This window comes from Photorhabdus laumondii subsp. laumondii, from assembly GCF_003343245.1.
In the GTDB taxonomy this organism is placed as follows: Bacteria; Pseudomonadota; Gammaproteobacteria; order Enterobacterales; family Enterobacteriaceae; genus Photorhabdus; species Photorhabdus laumondii.
On record NZ_CP024901.1, the window covers coordinates 5,108,617 to 5,132,872 of the forward strand.

Below are 24,256 nucleotides of genomic sequence, written 5' to 3' on the forward strand. Positions count from 1 at the left end.
TTATCACCAGATATTTCAGACATAGCTGAAGAAGATACCAAGAAATAGCACCAGACCAACGTAGTTATTATTGAGGAATGCCTGAAAACAAAGCTCTCTTTCCCGACCAGCGATCAGTTTCTGCTGATAAATAAATAAAGTGCCCGTAAGCAACAGTGACCAGTAGTAGATACCGCCCAGATTTATCAGATACCCCACCAGCACCAGCAGCAATAGCATAGCGAGTTGCAATAACCCAATAATCAACTTGTCGAAACGACCAAACAGAATGGCGGTAGACTTCACGCCAATTTTTAGATCATCATTTCGATCAACCATCGCATACTGTGTATCATAAATAACCGACCAAAAGATATTAACCAGAAATAACAACCAACACTCTAGTGGTAAGGACTCACTAACTGCCGCAAATCCCATCGGAATAGCCCAACCGTAAGCGGCCCCCAGTACAAACTGAGGAAAATGGCTAAACCGTTTAACAAAGGGGTAAAGCCAAGCCAGAGCCAACCCAACGGCTGACAGCCAGATAGCCATTTTATTCAGGGTTAAAACCAGACCAAAAGAAATCAGCGCCAGTACGACAAATAGGATCTTGCTCTCTTTCTCACTAATAGCACCACTCGGCAGGGGACGTGTTTTTGTACGTTCAACATAACCATCAAATTTTCTGTCAGCAAAATCATTGATTGCACACCCTGCTGCACGCATCAGAAATACACCCGCAGTAAAGACCAATAATATATGCATATCCGGGATACCTTTACCGGCCATCCACAAAGCCCAGAAAGTCGGCCACAACAACAATAATGCACCTATAGGTTTGTTAATACGCATTAAACGGCAATAGGCCAGCCATTTACTTTGCGCCATACTTCCCGCCACTTCTGCTTCCCTCTTTTAAATTTTACCTTTTATACACCGGTGATTCAGGTAAAAAGACTTCGGTTAATAATAATGGCTTGCCTGATAACCTCAGCAATGATCGTCTTGCCCAACGGTTCCCCTGCTGCCCTACATGAATATAGTCCCGCGTCAATTTATTACCACTAAAAAGATATCGCCCCAGTGGGACTGTTCCTAAATCAACCAAACTTTCATCAGGACCGGTTAATGTTGTTTCAGGGATTAACGTCCGCCCCAATAGCCAAGGGATATTATCACCGCACAGTACGATCTCACGCAGCCAATATCGTTGACCCGTTAGCAAACGCTCATTTTCATCAGAAAGTTGTTCTTCGGTAATAAAACATTCTCTGAATGGTATGATACGAACACTGTTGCAGTATTGCTCAAAACGGCGGGTCATTGAGCCCAATTCCATCAACCAGTCTAAAACCTCATCAGGCAAAACGGGTGAATCCACCGAAAGCCACTGAATAGGCACCGTTGTTAATATTGAGTCAGTTGACATACGCTTTTCCATTAGGACAAATTTCTTTCATCCGACAGTACAATTGATCACCGCAGAGAATACCACGTTGCAGGTATACAGAATAAAAAGTTATAACAAATTCTATACCCGTTATCTTTCAAGTTGCTTCTTTGTTGGCTGCACTCGCTCACCCCGGTCACATCGTTATCTATGCTCCCGGGGATTCACTCCCTTGCCGTCGCGATGCATCTTGAAATCTTTAGGGTATATAAATATTGTTGACCAAAAATAAGCGAATTATGATGAACATAATTCGCTCATATCAATTAAGTTTCTGATTCAGAAGAAGTGACTAACGCCATGCTTTAAAACGGTTAATCAACCCATTTGTCGAGCTATCGTGGCTGACAACCCTATTGTCATCCTTAAGTTCTGGCAAAATACGGTTAGCCAATTGCTTACCCAATTCAACTCCCCACTGGTCAAAAGTAAAGATGTTGAGAATCGCCCCTTGCACAAATATTTTATGTTCATACATGGCAATCAACGCCCCCAAGCTAAATGGGGTAATTTCACGTAACAGAATAGAATTAGTCGGGCGATTTCCTTCAAACACTTTAAAAGGTGCAACATGTTCAACTTCAACCACCGTTTTACCACTGGTGGCAAATTCAGCATCCACCTGCTCACGAGATTTACCAAAGGCTAATGCTTCTGTCTGAGCAAAAAAGTTGGATAACAATTTACTGTGATGGTCACTCAATGGGTTATGGCTGATGGCTGGTGCAATAAAATCGCAGGGGATCAGTTTAGTTCCCTGATGAATAAGCTGATAGAACGCATGCTGACCATTCGTTCCAGGCTCTCCCCAGATGATTGGGCCGGTTTGGTAATCCACGGGATGACCATTGCGATCGATATATTTACCATTGGATTCCATATTGCCTTGCTGAAAATAGGCCGCAAAGCGATGCATGTACTGATCGTATGGCAGAATCGCTTCCGTTTCTGCGCCAAAAAAGTTGTTGTACCAAATACCGATTAACGCCAGCAATACAGGAATATTTTGCTCAAATGGGGTATTGGCAACATGCTGATCCATTGCATGTGCACCACTAAGCAATTGTTCAAAATTTTCAAACCCAATAGAGAGTGCAATAGACAAACCAATCGCTGACCACAACGAATAACGGCCACCAACCCAATCCCAAAACTCAAACATATTTTTGGTATCAATACCAAATTGCTTAACTTCCTGTCCATTTGTGGAAAGCGCCGCAAAATGCTTTGCAATATGCCCTTCATCACCGGCACTTTTTAGGAACCAGTCACGGGCAGAGTGAGCATTGGTCATCGTTTCCTGAGTAGTGAACGTCTTGGAAGCAATAAGAAACAGTGTCGTTTCCGGGTTAAGTGCTTTCAGAGTCTCCGCAATATGGGTTCCATCAACATTAGAAACAAAATGCATATTCAAGTGATTCTTATAAGGTTTCAGCGCTTCTGTCACCATATAAGGGCCAAGATCTGAACCACCAATACCGATATTCACAACATCAGTAATCCCCTTACCGGTATAACCTTTCCACTCACCATGAATCACGCGCTCACTGAAATCTTTCATTTTTGCCAACACCGCGTTGACCTGCTGCATAACATCTTCCCCATCAACCATCATCGGGGTGTTGCTGCGATTACGCAGCGCAATATGCAGTACAGCACGATTTTCAGTACAATTAATTTTCTCACCCGAAAATAGACTGCGCATAGCCCCGGCAACATCCGTCTCTTTAGCAAGTGCCTGTAACTTTTTTAATGTCTCAGTTGTGATGCGATTTTTTGAAAAATCCACCAAGATCTGGTCATCGAATGTCGCTGAGAACTTAGCAAAACGATCTGGGTCCTGTTCAAACAATTCACGTAGGTGAATATCCTTTATCTGTGCAAAATGTTGTTCTAACGCTTTCCAAGCTGAGGTTTGACTAGGATTGATATTTTTCATAGCTATGCTCTCTATCAACTGGCTGTAAGTAATTGGGGGTAAAGAAAGATTGTAACCTGTAATTCTATGATTCGAGTCTCTTTTCCTTTAATCGCTGATATTGGTCAAAACGATTAAGTTTTTCTAGTTCTATTTGCCGGGTCATACAAAAAACAGTCACCTCTCTCTACTATCCTCAATTTATTTTATGATTCTCATCGCGTCATGAAAGATATTGATGTCACTCTTCACTCCGTTGACTCAAACCCATTAACCCGATATTTCTAAAAGACTATCCAGTTAACAGAAGGTTATTGCAATGAGTGCTGTTTCATCCCAATGCCCAGAAATTGGCGGGCATGTAGTCGCAAAATTTGGTGGTACCAGCGTGGCAAATTTCGATGCCATGAATAACAGTGCAGATATCGTACTGGCAAATAAAGCAGTACGTGTGGTTGTATTGTCTGCTTCTGCCGGTATAACCAACTTATTAGTTGCATTAGCGGCAGGCTGTGATGCAGATAAGCGGGCTGACTACTTGAAACAGATCCACTCCATTCAATACGCAATTATTGATCGTTTGCATGAATCCGATACGATTCGTCAAGAGATTGATCGTCTACTGGAAAATATTAAAACCCTGGCTAAAGCCGCATCTCTGGCAACCTCTGCGGCTCTGACAGATGAATTAGTCAGCCACGGTGAATTGATGTCCACACGATTGTTTACCGAATTGCTTCGCCAACGCGGTAAAGATGCCGAATGGTTTGATATACGCAAAGTGATGTATACCGACGAGAGTTTTGGCCGTGCAGAACCAAACTATGAACAACTTCAATCGTTGGCAACGGAACATCTCTTACCACAGCTAAAAAATAGCCTGATTGTCACCCAAGGTTTTATCGGTCGTGAAGAGAACGGCCGTACCACTACACTGGGACGCGGTGGCAGCGATTATACTGCGGCACTCTTGGGAGAAGCCCTTGGCCTGAAACGCGTTGATATCTGGACAGATGTTCCGGGCATTTACACCACTGACCCACGAGTCGTTCCCGCCGCCCAACGAATTGATAAGATTGCTTTTGATGAAGCCGCGGAGATGGCAACATTTGGTGCCAAAATCCTACATCCGGCAACACTGTTTCCTGCTATTCGCTGTGGCATTCCGGTCTTTGTCGGTTCCAGTAAAAACCCACAGGCAGGCGGTACGCTGGTCTGTGATACCACAGAAGCTCCACCACAGTTCCGCGCTATCGCCCTGCGCCAGAAACAGACGTTACTGACACTACACAGCCTGAAAATGCTGCACGCACAGGGATTTTTGGCTGAAATATTTACCATTCTGTCACGTCATAATATCTCAGTGGATTTGATCACCACCTCTGAAGTCAATGTGGCATTAACTCTCGACACCACTGGCTCCACTAGCACAAATGGCAGCCTGCTGACCAATGCACTGATGACAGAGCTTTCGACGCTGTGTCGGGTTGAAGTGGAAGAAGATCTGGCGCTGGTGGCAATTATTGGTAATCAGCTTTCTCAAACCAACGGATTAGGAAAAAAGGTTTTTAGTGTGCTGGAAAAATTCAATCTTCGTATGATCAGTCATGGTGCCAGTAACCATAACCTATGCTTGCTTGTTCAAGGCAAAGATGCAGAACAAATTGTTCAAACGCTTCATCAACGTTTGTTTGAATAAGTATAATTTTTCAGGTATTTGATATTTCGCTCAGCCAAAAGACTGAGCGGAATCTTATACTACAATAAAAAATAGCTGCTACAGCCAGCCTAAATGGATCCTCATAATGGATCCTCATAATAGTAATACTCCCTCTTTCTTCATTTTCTTTAGTACGGAAATGCAGATTCACCGGCAGAATCATGAAAAATTTATTTTAATTTTTCTATCTCTTTTTAAATAGTTTATGTTGTAAATCTTTGTGTGCATTAGTTAGCATTTTCACTTACACATTTAATTATATTGAGGGATGGAAAATCACAGGGAGATTTTAAAAAAACATTATTTTCTCATTTATTAGGGAAATTATACGTAGAACAATTATATGATCTTGATAAAAAAAGGGCTATCAATTAGTATGCATGAAGATTAAAACTAAAGCATTAATATTCCATACTGTCTAATAACATATGTATACCCAATAGATTTCAAGATGCATCGCGACGGCAAAGGAGCGAATCCCCGGGAGCATATACCCTATGGATTTCAAGATGCATCGCGGCGGCAAGGGAGCGAATCCCCGGGAGCATAGAAAACTATGTGACCGGAGTGAGTGAGTGCAGCCAACAAAGAAGCAACTTGAAAGATGACGGGTATAGATAACTATGTGACCGGGGTGAGCGAGTGCAGCCAACAAAGAGGCAACTTGAAAGATGACGGATATATTAGCAAGCAAATGTGCTTTAGCTTGTGCGGTAGCTATTACGAATATCAATATACCCTATGGATTTCAAGATGCATCGCGGCGGCAAGGGAGCGAATCCCCGGGAGCATAGAGAACTATGTGACCGGGGTGAGTGAGTGCAGCCAACAAAGAAGCAACTTGAAAGATAACGGGTATAGAGAACTATGTGACCGGGGTGAGTGAGTGCAGCCAACAAAGAGGCAACTTGAAAGATGACGGGTATAAATACAATCTTGGTATAAAAGGACAATATATGGAACTTGAACAGCAAGTATTATCAATAGTCAACAAAATTGCCAGAAAAAATGTTGAATTAGGTGATGAGCTTTTGAAGAAAAATCTAATAGATTCAATTACTACAGTAGATCTGATCCTGGAATTACAAGAGGAGTTCGATTGCTATATACCGGCAACTGATGCTGAATCTATTCTCGAAACCCCTAAGTCAATTATCAATTATTTGAACAACTTGAAATGATGTTAAAAAAGATATCTATTAATATTGCAGCATTATTATTCGCAGCAATTACTTTTTCATTTATTATAGTATTTGTTAATAGTTTTAATCAGAAACTAGTAGAATACAAATATATTGAAGATGATAGTAAATCGATCAACTATATACCTACGATTACAGACCAACACAATGCTATTGATTTCTTAAAAGAAAAATCTCTTGAATATGGATTTAAACATAATCATGTCATTTTGTTTGGATCTTCTGAATTAACAAACAGAACGCATAAATTCATTCCATATGATTTTTTAACAAAAAATTTAAATATTCCTACAATAGGTATTGGTAAAGCACATTTTGAATTATTAGCAATTTATGGTTATTTATCAGCTTATCAAGAATATTTAAATAAGGATAGTAGAATAGTTATTATTCTATCACCAGGATGGTTTGAAAAAACAGATCTACTACCACAAGCATACAATTCTCATTTTCCATCCTATATCGCAAATAAACTCGCAAATGATGAAAGTGCAAAAAATATATTTTCTAATTATCTCAATGAAAACCAAGATAACTTTGAAAATCTAAACGCAACCCAATTAAAGTTGATTCATAAAGACAATATAATAGCATCGTCAGTTACCAACATTTTAAACTATATAGCAGAGGCAAGAGTAAATATCAAAAATATAATAACCGACAATCATGAAATTAAAGCTGACAATATTTATGTCCTTCATGAAGGTCCTTTAATGAAAAAACAATTTCAAATTGCTAATACCGAAGTTCAATGGCTAGATCTAGCTAATGATGCTAAAAACATTGAACTTAAAAACATGAGCAAGGAGACACAATGGGTAAATAAAAAATACTATGAAAAGTATGTAAAGGATAAAAAAAGTAAAAAAGCATTTCCTAATGGAATCAAGTACAGTAAAGAAATGAACGCCTTTGACAATATATTAAATTTATTGACGAAATATAATGTCGACGCTCTGTTTATTATGCAGCCATTAAATCCTTATGTATACACAGATACAAATGATTTTAAACTAGTTGAAAATATTATATCAGAGAAAATAAAATCGCATGGCATGGGATATTTAAATCTTATTGAAGAACAATATCAGCCAGGAGTATTAACTGATATTATGCATATGGGGGAATATGGTTGGTTATTAACTGATAAAGCTATTGTGGAGCATTTTGCGAAATGAAATATTTTATAAAGGCTTTTTTATTATATCTTTTCCTAATGCTTACCTTATTTTATCACTCCGATTCTATCGTCAATGGTAGCAGTGAAGTTAAAGTAAAATATGAATATCAGCAATTTTAGAATAAAAAAGGCATAAAAAACATGTTTGCAAATTTTAACTTTTTCATTTATCTATTTTCAGCCTCATTTGTTTTTTCTTTATTTTTTCTATTCTTTAATAAAAGAATAAATTCTAAAATTGCATTAAGTGTGCTTTCTATTATTTGCTGGTGTATTATTTTCAGATATAAAATTTATATCCCTATAGCATTATCTGTTTATTTCTATTTAATAACTCTAATTTTCAAAAAGAATATAATTAATAAATTAGTATCTTCTCTGCTAATAATTTCACCTTTATTTTTAGTTAAATTAAATTTGGAATTTAGTCATCTATTGAGTGTTATCGGTTTATCCTTTTTTACATTCAGAGCTATAGATGTCATTTTATTCTCTAGCAAGCAACAGAAAATAGTAATTTATGAATATTTTTCCTATTTATTCTTACCATTAGTTTGGCTGGCTGGCCCTATGTATCGATGGAACAGCTTCAAACGTGATTTACTTGAATTACAAGTGCCAGTCTCTTTAGAAAAATGGTTTTCCGGCGCTGGACAAATATTATATGGTATCGTTCAGAAATTTTTATTCGCCGCCCTTATCTATAACGTATTTTTATCTGACTATATTAATAAAGATACGATTGAATCATACTTAGTAGTTGCTATAAGTTATAGTTTTTACTTATATTTTGATTTTGCCGGTTATACCAATATGGCTTGTGGCGCGGGCAAGTTATTCGGCATAAACTTACCGATTAATTTTCATTATCCCATTTTAGCCAAAAACCCACAGGATTTTTGGCGTAGATTTCATATTAGTTTATCTGAATGGTTAAGAGACGTCATCTTTATGCCATTATATAAGACACTAATGGAGAAAGCATTTTTCAAAAATCATAGACTTTTTGCCCAGAATATCAGTATTTTTATCACATTATTTTGCATGGGTATTTGGAATGGACTGGAGCTTAATTACATTATAAGTGGTGCTTTATTTGGTTCTTACTCAGTAATGCATAACTGTTTAATTAATTATACTAGAGATAAAGAAAATATCGCTAATATCCTAAATACAAAAATCATCTCCTTCTTTGGCAGACTGACAACGTTAACTTTCATTTGTTTTTCTTTATATATATTTAGTGGATACAGTTTTATAAAATGAAATATCTCAACGAGTATAGTGAATCAAACTTTGATTTATTGATTAACGATAGAATCATAGCGCCTTCTCATCCAGAGAATCCCGTCATAGTCGGCTCAGATAAAGTCATTTATTGGCGTGATTTATATTATGAAATTAAAAAGTGGCATTCTAAATATTTAGAATTAAATTTAAACCGCAACACGCCGTTGATCTTATACGGACACAAAGAGGCTAATTTTTTAGTTTCAATTTATGCATGTATAACTTATAAAATCCCATTTATTCCAGTCGATATAATTTATCCAATACAACGTTTGTTAGAAATTGCATCACTATCCAACACGCCTTATTACTACGATGTGATTAACAATCAATTTAAAACAACAAATGTTGATTATATTGAGTTTGATGAAGATAATGTTGCCTATATCATGTTTACATCCGGTAGCACAGGAAAACCTAAAGGCGTCGTCATTGGACGTGAAAGTGTTTATGATCTTATGCGATGGATGTACAATGATTTCAAGCTTGGTGAAAAACCTGTTTTCATGAATCAAGCGCTATTTAATTTTGATTTATCCATGTATGAAACATTTGGTACATTGGTATACGGTGGCACATGTCTTTGTATTTCTCAAGAAACAGCAACTGATTCTGAAAAATTTTATCAAGTTTTAAATCATTACCAACCAACGGTATGGGTTTCAACACCCTCTTTTTCCTATAAGCAATTACTCTCGCAGAGTTTTAATTATTCCTTGTTAAAAAATCTAAAACATTTTCTATTTTGTGGTGAAATTCTAAGTAAAAATCTCGTTAAACATTTAAGGAAAAGATTTCCATCTGCAATTATCTATAATACTTATGGTCCCACAGAAGCTACTGTAGCAACAACGTTAATTGAAATTAGCGATCAACACCTTCATTCTGATATGGAATTATTGCCAATTGGCGAGTCAAGATCGGGCTCTACTCTGACATTAGAAAATGGTGAAATTGTTATTTCTGGCGCTCATGTTATGAGAAAATACATTGGCGCTAAAACGGAAGATAATAATAGATTGACAATTAATCAACACGGAACGAGAAGTTTCCGAACTGGAGATATCGGCAAATTAATTGACAATATCTGGTATTGCTTTGGCAGGAAAGATAACCAAATAAAACTAAATGGCTATCGCATTGAGCTACATGAAATTGAAGAAAGGCTGATGAATATTCCTATTGTTGATAGCGCTGTTGTTTTGCCATTAAAAAAAGAAGATGGTTCTATTGTTCGCTTGGTTGCTTTCTGTAAATTCAAAACTATTACTAATAAGGAGAACTTAGTTAACCTGCTTAAAAATAATTTACCTTCCTATATGATACCTAGTGAATTTATCAACATTGATAACTTCCCAGTCACAAATAATAGTAAAATTGATACAAAATCTCTATTGTCAATATATAACAATAATGAATGTGAAGTAGTAAAATAACTAATACAAAGCCGAAAATAAAAAGAAAATAACAACAATCTATGAAGGAAAAAATAATTTTAAATATAGACGCTCAGTGAAAATAGATTTACCATAGAAAACATATCAATACACAGTAAATTATTAACCATGATAGGTGATCAGCCCAGTATTTTTAGCCCCGACTGATCACCTGCTATCTAACATTAAGAGAAGACTTTTTATAACTTAGATACTATTAGTCGTTCGCAATGTTGACCATAATGCCTTCATGGCCTTTCCTCTGGGGAAAGCAATATATTCCGGTTCAATCAACGACGGCCGCCAGCTCATTTTATATTGACGTTGCGAAGCAGCAGGATAAACAATGCCGCCTTTTGATGACAACCATTTGGCAACTTTATAAAAGATTGCCGAGTCATTAATGTATCCCTCCTCGCCGAACTCCACCAAAGGCGTGAAGCCCAAATGAAGGTAGGAAACTACACCCTCTTTCAGGAAGTCATTAATCGCCGTTTCATTAATAAACTGCATCGTGCCGTCGGGTATATCCGGTTTTTTTCGAGATAGATTATGAAACCATCCCGATGTTTCCCCCCAAGTGTAGCTATAAACAATATATGCCTGAATTTGTTCTCCCTGAGTTGCAATATAGACTCTGTGCTGGCCTGAATTCACTTCCACGGTATTGAAATCAATCACCAATTTTTTCAGGGCCTTCGCATGTTTTTCTTTCAGCCAAAGCTGATTAATCTGTTCTAGTTGTGGTTTAAATCGATAATATTCCTCTTGTGAGCAGATCTCTCGAACAGAAATCCCCGCTCTTTTAGATTTATTGATTTTATTTCTAAGCTGCTGAAACCGTTTGCCTTTCATGTCATATCCATCAAGGCTCAATGAATAACTTGCACCAAGCTGGTTCACAGAAAAGCCGCTATTTTTCAACAATACAAAATCGCTCTCATCACCGTGCAGAAAAACCGGGAAAGCCCGCTTTTCTCTGGTGAAGTTGAGAAAAGAGTGCAAAAGTGCAGCACGTTCTTCGTCAGGAGCCAAAATACCGCCTACACACATATGCAGATTTTTGTCCTGAAAGAAACCAATCGCCCCCTTTTGATTAGTAAACCAATATGTTTCACTATTGAACAACAGGCTACTCAACGGGTGCTTTGAATAGCAAAGCACGTTTCTGAGGTGACTGTTGCCAAGAACATCTTGAGCGTTCCCGGTGGCAATAATCTGGGGAGCATCAAGCAACATGCTCATAACGCTCACCTTGATTATTTCGGGAATACTGGACAGGGATGAACCCATGCTTCCTGGCAATATCCCGAATCGCCAATGCATCGTTATAATCAATAGATTTACCGATGCTTTGATGAACACTCACCCCTTCAAGCGCCACAGCGACAGTTTCTGATAAACAGGCGAGATTTACCCCCGCAGGTACATCGATCACGTTGCAATCGCTATAGGTCACTTTCTCAGGCTGATAGACTAATCCCCCCTCGTAAATTTGATGGTTGCCATCACGAATGAAATCGAAAGGTCTGGCCGCATCAAAAACGATGGCGGAATCTTTCAAATAATTTGTATTCAAGAAAGGCTTACCTTCACTGGTTGCCGAAACAATAAAATCAGCCTGACTCAAAGAATATTCATAACTCTCTATCGCTTCCAAACCAAAGGTATCAACAACGTCAAGAACTTGCTGATGTAATGTTTGTGCATCTGTCACACCCGGATTTTGTTTAAAAAGCCATTTTCTCATCTTATCCATGACCGAATCTGGCTGGATAACATCATGAGTCCTTAACACTGCGGAAAGCAGCGCCTTGGTCAGTTCAGAGAGTAATATGCGTGCTTTATTAGGGCGGCTAACCAAGATAATCCGGCCAAAGTTATGAGCTAAGCCAATAACTGAAAGTCTGCCTACGGAGCCTCTGGCACCCACTACCGCCAATGTTTGCCGGGATGCATTCTCAACCAACATTGAGCGTATTCCCTCAATCACCGCCACCGCTGTCAGAGAGTTGCCATTAGTCAATATCCGACCCTGCCGATTATTCACCAAGCTAGTACCACCATTAGTAATAACCGAGGTATAAGCCCCTAAGCCAACGATTTCAGCGCCATTTTTCTCTGCCACATCGAGATATTCCTTCATCAATACCGCCCGTTCTTTCGCTGACAATGCCATCATATCTTCGGGACTAATGGGTGAGAAAAGGAGCATACCATTAGCATATGCCGTTGAACTTTCGACACCAAACTCAACGGCGATATCAGGATTAAAATCAATTGAAGAAACCTGCGTGATCCAATTACCGAGCTGTTTCTGCTGCTCCTGCGTGTAATTCTCCTTTATTGACACGCAATAAGAGTGAGCGAGCTCATTAACCGAAGTGGTATGAATCAAGAAAGCGAATTTCTTACCCTCAATTAATCCAGGGATAGGCGCTTTAATCTGAGCCAAGTTGTTATTTTTTGAAATTGGATAACTCACCGAAGCGGGTGGGAGATCCGCAACAGGTACATCTATCAAGTGTGAAAAAAGAATGTCATATCGTCCATTTTCAACTAGTTGGCATACCTCATCAAAAGCGGTGAAAAACGTCTTAATATCCTCTTTGGAAACGTTAAGCGGTGGCTCAAAACGTACAGAACAAGGACGAGACATTAACGGCATGGTGAAAAGACCATAATGTTTCAATAAGAAACTACAAATGATATAAGCCAGGCCACCGCTTCTTTGACTGAAATTGATAAATATGTTGGAAGCCGCTTTGCTGTCCTGTATTTCAAGGCCACGCATCAACCCAGCCCCTTGCCAGTAAAAATGCTGCGGATATTTAGCAGACAATTGTTCAAGACATTCATCAACATAACGGCTGACTTCTTGAACGTGGGTTAACGCCTTACCCTCCTCTTTAGTCAGATGCTCGATAACAGCAATCCCCATCGTTGCGGCTAGAACGTTATTGGCAAAAGTGGAGCTATGTTTCCTGTCGAACTCGGATAAATAAAACTCATCTGAATATAACATCGCACCAATCGGCGAGATACCTGCCCCCAGCGCTTTAGAAAACAGGATAACATCCGGTTTCAAAGCGTAGAGCGTGGCCGCACAAAATGCCCCAAGCCTACCGATACCCGTCTGAACTTCGTCAAAGACTGACAATGTGCCATTGTCTTTACACAGTGCCAAAATATTGGACAAGGTATCTGGTGGAATCACTTTCATTCCACCTTCTCCTTGCACCGGTTCAATGATAAATGCGGCAAATTCCCGGCTCTCCAGCTTTCTTTTTATTTCATCTAAATCTTCACTATCAACCTGCTCATATAATTTATCATCGTAAATGAAATCAGCTTTAAACCGGTTTGATCCCGTAGCGGATAATGCCGAATAGGTTTTTCCGTGAAAACTGCGATGCAAACTCAAAATACGCTTTCTACCAGTAAACAGGCGGGTAAATTTAATCGCAGCTTCTACGGTTTCAGCACCACTGTTAGTAAAAGTACAGTGGGTATATTTTTCCTTATCTATTTGCTCCGCAAGCATTTCAGCCAATAGCCGTACCTTTTTGTGAATATTGGGCTGAAAGAAGATAGGCTCTTTATCTTTAGTGAATCTGTCAATTTCAGCGATAGCGAAATCAGGATTATGCCCAAATGGCAGGGCACCATATTGAGCCAAAAAATCCTTAACAACCCGGCCATCCGATAATGTAAGCTGGTTATCTTGAGCAGACTTGATATCCAGTTCAAGGCCCACAGAGTTTAATAAACTCTCACGATATTGATTAACAAACATAGTTCTCTCTCTCTTTTTTTTAGGTGCATAAAATCATGCTGTAAACAGCATGGGAAAATCCTTGAGTTATAAATAGGTGATTCTAAAAGTAATCAAGCTTGCTGCATGATCTGGTTAATCATTTGGAATTCTCCTATCGGATGAAATTTAAATAACTGTACTGCCAAATAGAAATTCATAATTTCTGGTGTTGTCATTACCTTAATTCCACCACAACATCGGAATATGAAACTGGCAGTTTCCTCAAGGATCTTTTCCAAAGTATAACGTAACGCGAGAATCTTATGGACGGCGTTTTCATCCTGGCTAGCATAAAAGGCAATAATCAACATCTGACCGAGAATAACATTAATCTTATAATCAGCTTGGGTCAGAGTATATTTAATTGTTTGCTGTTCTACTACTTTCTCAGGAATAAAACGAGTCAGCCCATCAAGAATACCTGAGTATGTATTAGCAGCAAAGTAATTAAATAGCGATAAACCATAGGAAAGAATTATTTGCTGCTCCAGCCCTTTATAATGAGAAAGTCGTGTTAATGAAATTTCGGTATCCGAAAATTTAACTTCTTGATTATCACTTTCAGCCATAATCCCCAGTCGCCAGAAAGGAATAACTTTAAAGTTCTGATCTGATTTAGAAACCAATACTATCCTCATATCATTATTATTATCAGTATCGCAGACCGATAACACATAATAGTCAGCAACCGAAGATAAGGAACAAGGTTTCTTCGAACCATTAACAAACAACTTTCCCTCTTTAGAATGCATTTTAAGCGATGGTATAAAAATATTCGTTCCAGGTAGTCCCTCCGCAAAAGCGGAAGCAACCAACGCTTTTGATGTCATAACTTCATTCAATAATACGTTGCTGTCTTCGAATATATCGGGAAATTTACTGCAAGCCAGTACAATATGATTATGCATTGTTAGAGCAATACCAATAGCGGGAAGCCATGCAGAGGCTTCACGGATAGTATTACCGACTTGATGAAGCCCATCCATATTGGATTGAGCCATCAAACGTAGGCATTGTGAAGCAGCCTCAGAACCCAATAACAATCTTTTCAATCTATCTGGTGTCAAATGTTGGTATTTCCCGCTATTCTTCCTGAGTTCTTCAACAATATTTGTCATTTTAATTCTCCTTAGCCTATTCAAACAACCTGCTGAATAAGGCCATATCTACACTAAACCCATGTACTTAAGGCGTGACTGCTGCATCTGTTCAACCAAGGAATGAGAGAGCTCAAGGCGAGATTCCACCGTAGAATCGGACAACAACATCCCAGGAGCTAATTCATAACCTTCAATAAAGCGCAAATAGTTCTGCATACCCCGTTGATAGAACATTTCACGCTCCACAAACAAATCATCAACAGATACTTGGTTCCATAACGCCAGCCCTTCTTCTATACACTCAAGAGCCGATTGCTTTAGAGAACTCTCATTTTCGAGCGCCATCTTGACGATATTTGCACACACTGTCAGATGTCTTAATTCATCAGCATTGGCTCTGGCTTGTGTCTCGGCGGCAACAATATCAAAAGGGCGCCACTTGATTTCGCTGAGCTCTGACGTTGGCGCAAGCACGCCTTCCAGAACAACCGTAATGATTAACACGCCTGCAATGTAGTCATTTTTCAACACCACCCACTTATCGAAATAAGTTCTCAATGTTTCCAACATATTGGTCATTTTTCCTCGTAAGAGGCTTTCCATTTTTCCGGCCACATTGTCGATATCCGCAAAGCCTATTCTGACCAGATGTTCTCTGAATAATTTAGCATGTCTACCTTCATCAAATATCTGAGTCAGCATATAATCAAAGTTGATATTGTCAGGAGCCTTATCTGCAAGTAACAATAATGCTTTCGTTGCCTCATATTCCGAAATCGATTTAAAAGAAAGTTCCCTGATCAGAGACTCCCGTAAATCACCCGGCAAATAGGTTAATTTAGGATCATTGGCATAATGGGTTCTTTTGCTTTGTTCAACACTTATCTGTTCAGTGAACCATTCATCCAAGCCCCAATCTTTTGCCCGCATTTCTACTTCCGATGCCTGTTTAATTAAATTCATAATATAAATTCCTCTTCAAATAAGCTATCTCTCTATAATAATTTTTTTCAATGAACAGTAGGCTGTTTAAATATATTAATAGATAACTTAGGAAAATTTCCCAGTACACCTCGATCCAGGCAGATATGGACAAATAGTGCAATAACGCTGTAATTGTCCTTAAAGAACCAGATCCAGAGCAAACTAATCACACTGAGTGTAAATAAATTGTGGCAAATATTATAAATGGTGTAAAAAGCTGGAGGAGGAGTTTCTTTTTTATTCAGTAAACTCCAGATCCGCCCTGGGTAATAACCAATAATATCAATCAGAAAAAATAACACAATAAACTGCCACCAATTTATATAACTCTCAAGCTGCCAAGTCAGAAATAAAGTGATAAAAAACAATCCCAAAAATTCCCAACGCAGAATTTTAAATGTATTAATCATCGCTATTCTCCATCATTTCTTTTTTCATGATTTCAATAATATCTCCTGGCTGTTTAATCCAGGCGCTATGAGGATTACCTTTGAAAGATAATGTTATTTCCCTAACTTCTGCATTAGGTATAAGACTTGCTAATACTTGAGTAGACTTCAACGGAGCCCAATTATCTTCTTTAACACAGATATAAACAGCCTTGGATAAATGCTTATTCTCCTTCCCCTTATAAGCACGAACATGATAATAATTTCCCGTATAAGCAGTTCTGGACCAGTCCCGCATTAATCCCTTAGCTTCTCTTATGCCAAAACCAATCTTTTTCCCAGGGAGATAACCATATAACGCAGTCAGAATGTTAAAAATAATAGCTGCTGTTATTATCTGTACCCTCCCCATTCCCTGCCAATTCTTATACCATACGTTCCCGGTTGCCACACAAAACAGAGAAAATGGCCTGTCAGTTGAGCTGGCAAAGAGCGTCGCAATATGCCCCCCAAGACTGTGCCCAAAGACAATAGGAATTTTATTGCTATTTAATTTAACAGCCTTATCTAGCAAGGCCGGAAGATAATCCTGCAACAGATCGGAATAGTTATAGTCATTTTTTCGACTTGGTTTAGGTTGATTGTCGCCATAACCTGGCATATCAGCAGTGACAACCTGAAAACCCTCTTTCACCAGTTGTTGTATTAAAGCGTCATATTTCCTGATTTCCACACCAATAGCAGGTAACAATATAACAACTCTGCCATTACTATCTCCCTGATAAACTTTATAATTACAGAGGAAATTGCCAGCCACTTTAAAATGATTACCGTTAATATTATTTTTCATATCTATATGCTCCCAACAACTACATCACGCTCCAGTGACTGGCATTGGCGATAAATCCGCCAAAAAAATTTTATTTTCAGTGCGATAGGTGTCAAATACTTGTCCATATCGCCGGGTTATTAGTGATTTTCTAATTTGTTATTAACCAATATAAAAGCCCCTTATACTTTCTTAGTAACAGGCTATAGATAAAGCAAGGAATATATATTATTTTATAAATTATTTGCTGGAAAAATTATTTTACACATTAGAAAAATTTAATTTCAAATGTAAATTATATCATTAAAATATTAATGGATAAGTTATAAATCAATAATAAAATATCAATTTTAAATGTATTTAATTTATATGAAAAAATATTGATAGAAAATTATAACCATATAAAACAACAAACAGTTAATAGTAACAAGAGATAATCTTAGTTTAAATGACACATAAAAAAAATGAAATTTATTCATGAGTCAATTTGAAAATATATTCAAAAAATTATTTCCTAACATTATTTTCACAAATCCGTTTATATTACTTCCTTATATACTTTACATGGCAAAATTATTAATCTTCATGAATTATATCATTACTACTATTTAGTTTATGAAATGAACCAGCCATTCTGTTATCTTACTTTATGACTAGTTTTATATTAGTTTTAATTATAACGACTAATTTTATATACCTTATGGATTTCAAGATGCATCACGACGGCAAGGGAGAGAATCCCCGGGAGCATAGATAACTATGTGACCGGGGTGAACGAGTGCAGCCAACAAAAAGGCAACTTGAAAGATAACGGGTATAGAATTAAATCACTCGTTTCCAAAAACCGGCTATACCAAATCCTAAAATAAGCATTGGCAGAATAGCGAGTACACCCCCCACTACAGGAGCATGTAATCCGATAGAAACAAGGTATATAATTGGAACATAGAGAATAGATGTAATGTAAGTACAGATAATTAATAAAATCAACGCAACGCTAAATTTATTGAACTCCCGCAACATCAAATCCGTTAATAAAAACAACAAAACAGGTAATGTAATAAGATAAGATGCTGTGGGTACAACTAATGCTGCGACAAGGCTAAATAATCCAGCAAGTATCCTTAAAATGCTCTGGATATTTGATACAGTTCGGAGTGAAGATGAAAACCATATATTTCTTATCGCTAATGAGATAGAGAGTAAAAATGTTAAAATACCTATAACGAAAGCGGAAAATATAGATATGATAATAAGCCCAATATAGGGAACAGGAAAGTAAACTGCATCTACACTTTCTTTAAACAAGTTAATCTCATCTTTTACCGCGAAATGCGCTCCCAAATCCCGAATCGTTCGCTGATATCGCCACAAAGTTCCAAGGTTAAGATTCTCAACAGTATCACTCATACGGTGGTAATGCTCGTAACCCAAGATCGTAGCAAAATTCATCCCGGTAAACCCTCTATCCAGAAAGACACTAAAATCTGTGTTATTCCGCAACATTTGATACACGATGGGACTAAATGAAAAAGCTACCGGCTTATAAGCATTCTGATTCCATTCTGAAACAAGAGCAAGATTTTTTGCTGATGTCTCAAATAAGAGTGGCACGCCATTATTTCCCCGAGCATCAAAATTAAAAACAACATCTATTGGTTGAGTCGCGATCTCATTAATATTCTTAACAAAGTGATGCGCGCCGAGTAATCCCAACTCTTCAGCATCAGAGAATAAGAATATAACGTTATTTTTTATATCCGTTCTTTCAGCAAGATCCCGCATTAATTGGAGTACCGAGGCGACGGCTATACCATTATCACTGGCTCCTGGCGCAGTTCTAACACTGTCATAATGTGAAACGAATAATAAAGTTCCTTCTGGCGCAGGAACCTCCAATTTTGCGATAAGATTCGTTCCAGTTAATTCCGATTGTTCCTCCACTTGTTTTGCAAAGTTGCCTGTATTTATCCTGGCAAACTCTTTATCAAAAGCTCGGCGTTGTTGACTATTGAAGTTTGAATATATTCTCTTCTGCCGAGCGGCCAAATCAGCCGCCGTGTAATAAAATGTCTGTTCAGTGACGCTATATCCCATATCATTCATTTCGTTAATCAGGTAAGCCCGAACTAACGCTTGCTGTGTTGAAGCCGCAGGATGGGGTTCCGCGGCAATAACACCAAGCGTTCTCATCACATTCTTGAATCCACTTTCTTTGAAATATTCAACTGGGACTTTATCAGGAAGTACCAAACCGATACCCTGAATAATCGCGACAATTACAGATGCTAAAAAACAGATAATCAAAAAAATGCGTTTCATTAAACTCTCCCATTCCGATAAAATAGTAACAAAATATTATCCTTGATATAATTAATAATATTTTTTCATATTTTTATAATTAAAATGAAAATATAAAAAATTAATCAAAATAATTTAGACTAATTTAAAACAATATAAAACATTATTTGTAACAATAACAGACGCTCTTTTGTAATTATATAATCAAAAAATAATTAGATAAAAACTCTATTTCCTATAAATTCCTCAAGGTATTATTTAATACATATCATTTAGAGATGTTATTTATAAATTATTTCCACTAAAATACTATTAATACAATGAGTCAATTCCTAAAAGTATTCATATTCTACGAAGATGACTTTAATAAGACGAGTCCAATTTACACACAAAAAGTACTAGCAAGTTTATACCCTATGGATTTCAAGATGCATCGCAGCAGCAAGGGAGCGAATCCCCGGGAGCATAGATAACGATGTGACCGGGGTGAGAGAGTGCAGCCAACAAAGAAGCAACTTGAAAGATGACGGGTATATTGGCTTATATCGTGCTGAATCAAAAATGTTGCCTCTTTATATCCATAGACAGGAAACCATTTCCATCTTAATAATCTTGTGCATTTATAGTGAGTTAACTATCATGATGATTCGAGACCTAACCTTGAGATTTCTTTAAATCTTAATGATAGGTAGCATTTTCCACACATCGGATGAGTGTTTTTCAGGTTTATCGTCCATAATGAGAAATGAAAATGAATTCCATCTTATTATTCAGAGGGTATTTCGATGAGCACTGCCGTTACCAGTAAAAAAACAAAAAAAACCAAGATTACGGCGAATAATGCTGTTGCTAATGGGCAAGTACAGTCATTAAGTCGCGGCCTGACACTTTTGGAATATATTTCCGAGTCACCCGGTGGTATCGCCCTGACTGATTTAGCCCAACAAGCCGGATTACCAAATTCCACCACTCACCGCCTTTTGACTACTTTGCAACAGCACGGTTTTATCCGTCAGATTGGCGATTTAGGGTTATGGGTTATCGGTTCACATACTTTTATTGTCGGCAGCAGTTTCTTACAGAGCCGAAATTTATTGGCACTCATTCACCCGATCCTCCGCCGTTTGATGGAAGATTCCGGTGAAACCGTGAATTTAGCTATTCTTGATCACAGTGAATATGAAGCGGTTATTGTCGATCAGGTACAGTGTAATGCATTGATGAGAATGTCCGCCCCTATCGGGGGTAAATTGCCTATGCATGCTTCCGGGGCTGGTAAAGCATTCCTTTCAACATTATCAGATAACCAACTGGTTCAATTACTGCATAAGAAAGGGCTTCATTCTTACACACAACATACCAAGACAACCCCTTCGAATTTAAAAGAAAATCTGGAGCAAGCACGTAAACAAGGGTATTCGTTCGATGATGAAGAACATGCTTTAGGTCTGCGCTGTATTGCTGCCTGTATTTATGATGAGCATCACCAAGCCTTTGCCGCTATTTCCATTTCCGGCCCAGTCTCACGCATCACTGATGATCGTATCACCGAACTTGGTGCTTTAGTGATCCGGGCAGCAAAAGAGATCAGTAAAGAATATGGCGGGATTCGTTAATTCTCTTTCATAAATTATCATATTCTTCTCAGGGCATTGATTTTTTCGTGCCCTGCCTTTTCAGACTAATAAATTTAACTTAATTTATCATCCCGCTAAAAATATTATCGGCAATAGAATAGAATAGAATAGAATAGAATAATAACGAAATTATTTAACCCGTTTAGAAATAATATCAATGAAAAATGAGATAAAGAGTCCGAAAATAATTATATTTCCAGACTCTACATATATAGAAGGATTTATAGAAGGATGAGTTAATGGAACACTAATCGATGAATATCATCCTGATTAAATCACTTTTGATAAATTCCAAGTGCCTGTGCCATTGCCTCGATTAGAAAGACGTGAAGTATATACATTATATAATTCGTTAGGAACAGTAGCATTGAAACAAGTATCGAGAAATCCTCCACGTACGCTATCATAACCATTCAGAAAACGGATAACATCACTTTCACGAACTTTACCATCATATCCACTGGTTGTATCTGAAAAAATGTACCATGTCAGGGTCTCAACCGGACGTGCTGCTTTATCCGCCGTATAAACATTATAGAGTTCAGGTGATGGCGCATAACCATTTGTGCCGAGATATCCGCCATTATTCTGGTAAAGATTGAAAAGAAAGACTATATCACCACTGTAAATCTGTGTCCCTATGGCTTTTCCGCTCGCAGACAAAATTTGCCACGTACCCGTACCTGTACCCGGAGCTCGGGTCGGCGAATTAGCCGTGTATACGTTATATTTTGCGCCTTGTGCGGTTGCATAACCATTAGTATCCAGATAGCCGCCATTTCCAAGGTAGTTATTTCTAATATAAATGTTATCGCCGTATAAAATTACACTAGCCATTATTGTTTCCTTAAATACTTTTACGCAGTTATATATGTGTTATATGAGAATTTTCATGTAGTTAATTACGAGTCAAAAATATCAATTATTTTTACAACCACTAGTCATGGCTAAAAATCCTTGACTACCAAACTCTATAAAATTATAGAACCTCCACAAATAAGTGGATCTATTTTTATTTCTTAAAGAAACCATTAAATATATGTTTTTAACTCACATTCCAATTATGCCTTCCTAATAATAAATATATATTATATGGAATCCAAAATTTATTTTTATTAGGAATATTCATACCTCACACAATAAAAACAAATAGAAATTAATTTGTATTTAATTTAGAGAAATAATTTAATGAGGATAATAATATTAGCTATTGGTGAAAATGGCGATTGCTGACAGTAATCGCCAATTCCTAATAAAATCAGGCTGAAACTTTAGCAATAGAATAAGTTTCTATCTCAGTACGTTGACTAAACCGCTGTTTGCGGCGATATGCAAACACATCTTCCACATGACCACTTCTAATCCGCTCCTGTAACGCCCGCCAGTAGTCTGCTTTAAATAAATCACTATGCATCTCTTCAAAATAGCGACGAATACGACTGTCAGTGCAAAGAAAATGTCGGAATTCTTCAGGAAAAACATCATTTGGTGCCACGCTGTACCACGGTTCGCCGGCAAGCTCATCTTCTGGGTAACGCGGCGGCGGTATGTCTCGAAAATTAACCTCTGTCATATAACAGATTTCATCGTAGTCGTAGAACACTACACGTCCATGCCGTGTCACACCAAAGTTTTTAAACAACATATCTCCAGGAAAAATATTCGCCGCAGCAAGTTGTTTAATCGCATTACCGTACTCTTCAATGACATCTTTCAACTTCCGTTCTTCCACCTGTTCCATATAGATATTCAGCGGGGTCATGCGCCGTTCCATATAGAGATGTTTAATCAGGATTTTATCACCCAAATCCTCCAGCTTTTCTGGCACTTCTTTCTGCAACTCTTCCATTAGTTCAGGACTGATGCGGGCTTTATCAATAACAAAATTTTCAAACTCCTGTGTGTCGGCCATCCTCCCTACACGATCATGCTCCTTGACCAGACGGTAACATTCCTGTACCCGCTCCTGAGTCACCTCTTTCTGCGGCGCAAATTGATCTTTAATTACCTTGAAGACGCGATCAAATGAAGGGGAAGTAAATACCAACATCACCATCCCTTTAACACCGGGAGCAATTATCAGTTGCTCTTTAGAGAAGGTAATAAACGCCAGATATTCCCGGTAATATTCTGTCTTACCATGCTTCTGGCAGCCGATTGCCATATAAAGTTCAGACGTTGATTTGGCGGGCAGAATTTCTCTCAGCCATTCAACTAAAGCCGCGGGCAAAGGCGCATAAACCATAAAATAGGAACGGGCGAAGCCAAATACAATGCTAGCATCAGCATAATCAGTCAGGCAGGTATCGATAAAAATCCCACCAGATTCGTTATGATGGATCGGCAATAAGAAAGGATAAACCTGACCGCCAATGCGAATCTTACCGACTAACCAAGCGGCTTTGTTGCGATAAAACAGTTCATTAGCTATCTGAAAAGTTGCCTGTAATAATTCTCCGACTGGAAATGTCTGTTGTAGATAGTCAGTAATATAATAAATATCTCTTTCCAGATTTTCCCAAGGTAAACGCAGCGGCAGATCATTAAGAATTGTCCGTAACATTAACGCAAGATTATCATTAGGGAAAAAGTCACGCGATAACGGCCGAGGAATATCCCGAAATCTGCGCGCAGGCTGCGAGGTAAAAATAAATAATTTATCCGGTGTCAAATTACGATGCTCAAACAGACGGCAATAAACAGAATTAAAAAAACTCTCGGCAATTTCAAACCGGGGATAATCCGGTAATAAACCGGTATAAACAACCTTTACCTTGGCAATGTACTCTTCATCATATCCGAAAGCACTATGTATACATTTAAGCTGCTCAACCACCAGCCCAACATGATGATCATAAAGATTAATACGCTTTTTCATCGCTTGCTGAACAGCGTGCCAGTCGGCCTGTTCAAAACGTTGTTGTGCACCCGAAGTCACTTCCAGAAAGCGACCATATTGTGCATCGAATCCTTGTAAAATGGTTTGTGCTATCAAATGTGCTGAATCTATCCCCATCGCAA

The 24,256-nt window shown here is 38.1% G+C and carries 19 protein-coding genes; 7 read left to right on the forward strand and 12 right to left on the reverse strand.

What is annotated here, in order from left to right:
• Nucleotides 1-15 precede the first annotated feature (15 nt).
• From ubiA to pgi, 3 genes are all read right to left on the reverse strand, one after another.
• Nucleotides 16-870 (reverse strand): 4-hydroxybenzoate octaprenyltransferase, encoded by an 855-nt coding sequence (ubiA, locus tag PluTT01m_RS22435; RefSeq protein WP_041380401.1) that lies wholly within the window; start codon nucleotides 868-870, stop codon nucleotides 16-18.
• Between the two features lie 34 nt (nucleotides 871-904).
• Nucleotides 905-1,411 (reverse strand): chorismate lyase, encoded by a 507-nt coding sequence (gene ubiC / locus PluTT01m_RS22440; RefSeq protein WP_011148468.1) that lies wholly within the window; start codon nucleotides 1,409-1,411, stop codon nucleotides 905-907.
• Nucleotides 1,412-1,724: 313 nt separating this feature from the next.
• A complete protein-coding gene (pgi, locus tag PluTT01m_RS22445; protein ID WP_011148469.1) occupies nucleotides 1,725-3,371 on the reverse strand; it encodes a glucose-6-phosphate isomerase in 1,647 nt (548 codons plus the stop codon).
• A gap of 298 nt (nucleotides 3,372-3,669) precedes the next feature.
• Here pgi and lysC point away from each other — a divergent pair, with 298 nt between their 5' ends.
• From lysC to PluTT01m_RS22475, 6 genes are all read left to right on the forward strand, one after another.
• Entirely contained in the window at nucleotides 3,670-5,049 is a 1,380-nt protein-coding gene (lysC, locus tag PluTT01m_RS22450; protein WP_011148470.1) for a lysine-sensitive aspartokinase 3, read from the forward strand.
• A 625-nt stretch (nucleotides 5,050-5,674) separates the two neighbouring features.
• Entirely contained in the window at nucleotides 5,675-5,956 is a 282-nt protein-coding gene (locus tag PluTT01m_RS26400; RefSeq protein ID WP_125026258.1) for a hypothetical protein, read from the forward strand.
• A gap of 70 nt (nucleotides 5,957-6,026) precedes the next feature.
• On the forward strand, nucleotides 6,027-6,251 hold the full coding sequence (locus PluTT01m_RS22460) for a phosphopantetheine-binding protein (RefSeq protein WP_011148471.1): 225 nt from the start codon (nucleotides 6,027-6,029) through the stop codon (nucleotides 6,249-6,251).
• On the forward strand, nucleotides 6,248-7,450 hold the full coding sequence (locus PluTT01m_RS22465) for a D-alanyl-lipoteichoic acid biosynthesis protein DltD (RefSeq protein WP_011148472.1): 1,203 nt from the start codon (nucleotides 6,248-6,250) through the stop codon (nucleotides 7,448-7,450). The genes PluTT01m_RS22460 and PluTT01m_RS22465 overlap by 4 nt, the downstream gene beginning before the upstream one ends.
• Before the next feature lie 143 nt (nucleotides 7,451-7,593).
• Nucleotides 7,594-8,718: a membrane-bound O-acyltransferase family protein gene (locus PluTT01m_RS22470; protein ID WP_011148473.1), complete on the forward strand. Its 1,125-nt coding sequence runs from the start codon at nucleotides 7,594-7,596 to the stop codon at nucleotides 8,716-8,718.
• Complete coding sequence (locus tag PluTT01m_RS22475) at nucleotides 8,715-10,178, forward strand: AMP-binding protein (protein ID WP_011148474.1); 1,464 nt, start codon at nucleotides 8,715-8,717, stop codon at nucleotides 10,176-10,178. The genes PluTT01m_RS22470 and PluTT01m_RS22475 overlap by 4 nt, the downstream gene beginning before the upstream one ends.
• A 207-nt stretch (nucleotides 10,179-10,385) precedes the next feature.
• Here PluTT01m_RS22475 and PluTT01m_RS22480 read toward each other — a convergent pair whose 3' ends face one another.
• The 7 genes from PluTT01m_RS22480 to PluTT01m_RS22510 form a co-directional block, all read right to left on the reverse strand.
• On the reverse strand, nucleotides 10,386-11,423 hold the full coding sequence (locus tag PluTT01m_RS22480) for a bifunctional lysylphosphatidylglycerol flippase/synthetase MprF (protein ID WP_011148475.1): 1,038 nt from the start codon (nucleotides 11,421-11,423) through the stop codon (nucleotides 10,386-10,388).
• The gene (locus PluTT01m_RS22485) at nucleotides 11,407-13,974 is read right to left on the reverse strand and encodes an aminotransferase class III-fold pyridoxal phosphate-dependent enzyme (RefSeq protein WP_011148476.1); all 2,568 of its coding nucleotides are present in this window, start codon (nucleotides 13,972-13,974) and stop codon (nucleotides 11,407-11,409) included. Before PluTT01m_RS22485 ends, PluTT01m_RS22480 begins: the two co-directional genes overlap by 17 nt.
• Nucleotides 13,975-14,066: 92 nt before the next feature.
• Nucleotides 14,067-15,113 (reverse strand): acyl-CoA/acyl-ACP dehydrogenase, encoded by a 1,047-nt coding sequence (locus PluTT01m_RS22490; RefSeq protein WP_011148477.1) that lies wholly within the window; start codon nucleotides 15,111-15,113, stop codon nucleotides 14,067-14,069.
• Between the two features lie 48 nt (nucleotides 15,114-15,161).
• Nucleotides 15,162-16,058 carry a hypothetical protein gene (locus PluTT01m_RS22495; RefSeq protein WP_011148478.1) on the reverse strand — a complete coding sequence of 299 codons (897 nt, stop codon included), beginning with the start codon at nucleotides 16,056-16,058 and terminating at the stop codon, nucleotides 15,162-15,164.
• 47 nt (nucleotides 16,059-16,105) lie between these two features.
• Nucleotides 16,106-16,489 (reverse strand): membrane protein, encoded by a 384-nt coding sequence (locus PluTT01m_RS22500; RefSeq protein WP_011148479.1) that lies wholly within the window; start codon nucleotides 16,487-16,489, stop codon nucleotides 16,106-16,108.
• Nucleotides 16,482-17,318, reverse strand: a complete 837-nt coding sequence (locus tag PluTT01m_RS22505) for an alpha/beta fold hydrolase (RefSeq protein ID WP_011148480.1) — start codon at nucleotides 17,316-17,318, stop codon at nucleotides 16,482-16,484. The genes PluTT01m_RS22500 and PluTT01m_RS22505 overlap by 8 nt, the downstream gene beginning before the upstream one ends.
• An 801-nt stretch (nucleotides 17,319-18,119) precedes the next feature.
• A complete protein-coding gene (locus PluTT01m_RS22510; protein WP_011148481.1) occupies nucleotides 18,120-19,619 on the reverse strand; it encodes a M28 family metallopeptidase in 1,500 nt (499 codons plus the stop codon).
• A 764-nt stretch (nucleotides 19,620-20,383) separates the two neighbouring features.
• Between PluTT01m_RS22510 and iclR the strand changes: the two genes are divergently transcribed.
• Nucleotides 20,384-21,214: a glyoxylate bypass operon transcriptional repressor IclR gene (gene iclR, locus PluTT01m_RS22515; RefSeq protein ID WP_011148482.1), complete on the forward strand. Its 831-nt coding sequence runs from the start codon at nucleotides 20,384-20,386 to the stop codon at nucleotides 21,212-21,214.
• Nucleotides 21,215-21,505: 291 nt separating this feature from the next.
• Here the strand turns inward: iclR and PluTT01m_RS22520 are convergent, their stop codons facing one another.
• Nucleotides 21,506-22,072, reverse strand: a complete 567-nt coding sequence (locus tag PluTT01m_RS22520; protein WP_011148483.1) for a hypothetical protein — start codon at nucleotides 22,070-22,072, stop codon at nucleotides 21,506-21,508.
• Nucleotides 22,073-22,493: 421 nt separating this feature from the next.
• The gene (aceK, locus tag PluTT01m_RS22525) at nucleotides 22,494-24,251 is read right to left on the reverse strand and encodes a bifunctional isocitrate dehydrogenase kinase/phosphatase (RefSeq protein ID WP_011148484.1); all 1,758 of its coding nucleotides are present in this window, start codon (nucleotides 24,249-24,251) and stop codon (nucleotides 22,494-22,496) included.
• Nucleotides 24,252-24,256: the final 5 nt, after the last annotated feature.

Excerpts from the sequence above, each read along its gene's own strand:
- ubiA (WP_041380401.1), bottom strand. The coding sequence starts at position 870 with ATGGCGCAAAGTAAATGGCTGGCCTATTGCCGTTTAATGCGTATTAAC.
- ubiC (WP_011148468.1), bottom strand. The coding sequence starts at position 1,411 with ATGTCAACTGACTCAATATTAACAACGGTGCCTATTCAGTGGCTTTCG.
- pgi (WP_011148469.1), bottom strand. The coding sequence starts at position 3,371 with ATGAAAAATATCAATCCTAGTCAAACCTCAGCTTGGAAAGCGTTAGAA.
- lysC (WP_011148470.1), top strand. The coding sequence starts at position 3,670 with ATGAGTGCTGTTTCATCCCAATGCCCAGAAATTGGCGGGCATGTAGTC.
- PluTT01m_RS26400 (WP_125026258.1), top strand. The coding sequence starts at position 5,675 with ATGACGGGTATAGATAACTATGTGACCGGGGTGAGCGAGTGCAGCCAA.
- PluTT01m_RS22460 (WP_011148471.1), top strand. The coding sequence starts at position 6,027 with ATGGAACTTGAACAGCAAGTATTATCAATAGTCAACAAAATTGCCAGA.
- PluTT01m_RS22465 (WP_011148472.1), top strand. The coding sequence starts at position 6,248 with ATGATGTTAAAAAAGATATCTATTAATATTGCAGCATTATTATTCGCA.
- PluTT01m_RS22470 (WP_011148473.1), top strand. The coding sequence starts at position 7,594 with ATGTTTGCAAATTTTAACTTTTTCATTTATCTATTTTCAGCCTCATTT.
- PluTT01m_RS22475 (WP_011148474.1), top strand. The coding sequence starts at position 8,715 with ATGAAATATCTCAACGAGTATAGTGAATCAAACTTTGATTTATTGATT.
- PluTT01m_RS22480 (WP_011148475.1), bottom strand. The coding sequence starts at position 11,423 with ATGAGCATGTTGCTTGATGCTCCCCAGATTATTGCCACCGGGAACGCT.
- PluTT01m_RS22485 (WP_011148476.1), bottom strand. The coding sequence starts at position 13,974 with ATGTTTGTTAATCAATATCGTGAGAGTTTATTAAACTCTGTGGGCCTT.
- PluTT01m_RS22490 (WP_011148477.1), bottom strand. The coding sequence starts at position 15,113 with ATGACAAATATTGTTGAAGAACTCAGGAAGAATAGCGGGAAATACCAA.
- PluTT01m_RS22495 (WP_011148478.1), bottom strand. The coding sequence starts at position 16,058 with ATGAATTTAATTAAACAGGCATCGGAAGTAGAAATGCGGGCAAAAGAT.
- PluTT01m_RS22500 (WP_011148479.1), bottom strand. The coding sequence starts at position 16,489 with ATGATTAATACATTTAAAATTCTGCGTTGGGAATTTTTGGGATTGTTT.
- PluTT01m_RS22505 (WP_011148480.1), bottom strand. The coding sequence starts at position 17,318 with ATGAAAAATAATATTAACGGTAATCATTTTAAAGTGGCTGGCAATTTC.
- PluTT01m_RS22510 (WP_011148481.1), bottom strand. The coding sequence starts at position 19,619 with ATGAAACGCATTTTTTTGATTATCTGTTTTTTAGCATCTGTAATTGTC.
- iclR (WP_011148482.1), top strand. The coding sequence starts at position 20,384 with ATGAGCACTGCCGTTACCAGTAAAAAAACAAAAAAAACCAAGATTACG.
- PluTT01m_RS22520 (WP_011148483.1), bottom strand. The coding sequence starts at position 22,072 with ATGGCTAGTGTAATTTTATACGGCGATAACATTTATATTAGAAATAAC.
- aceK (WP_011148484.1), bottom strand. The coding sequence starts at position 24,251 with ATGGGGATAGATTCAGCACATTTGATAGCACAAACCATTTTACAAGGA.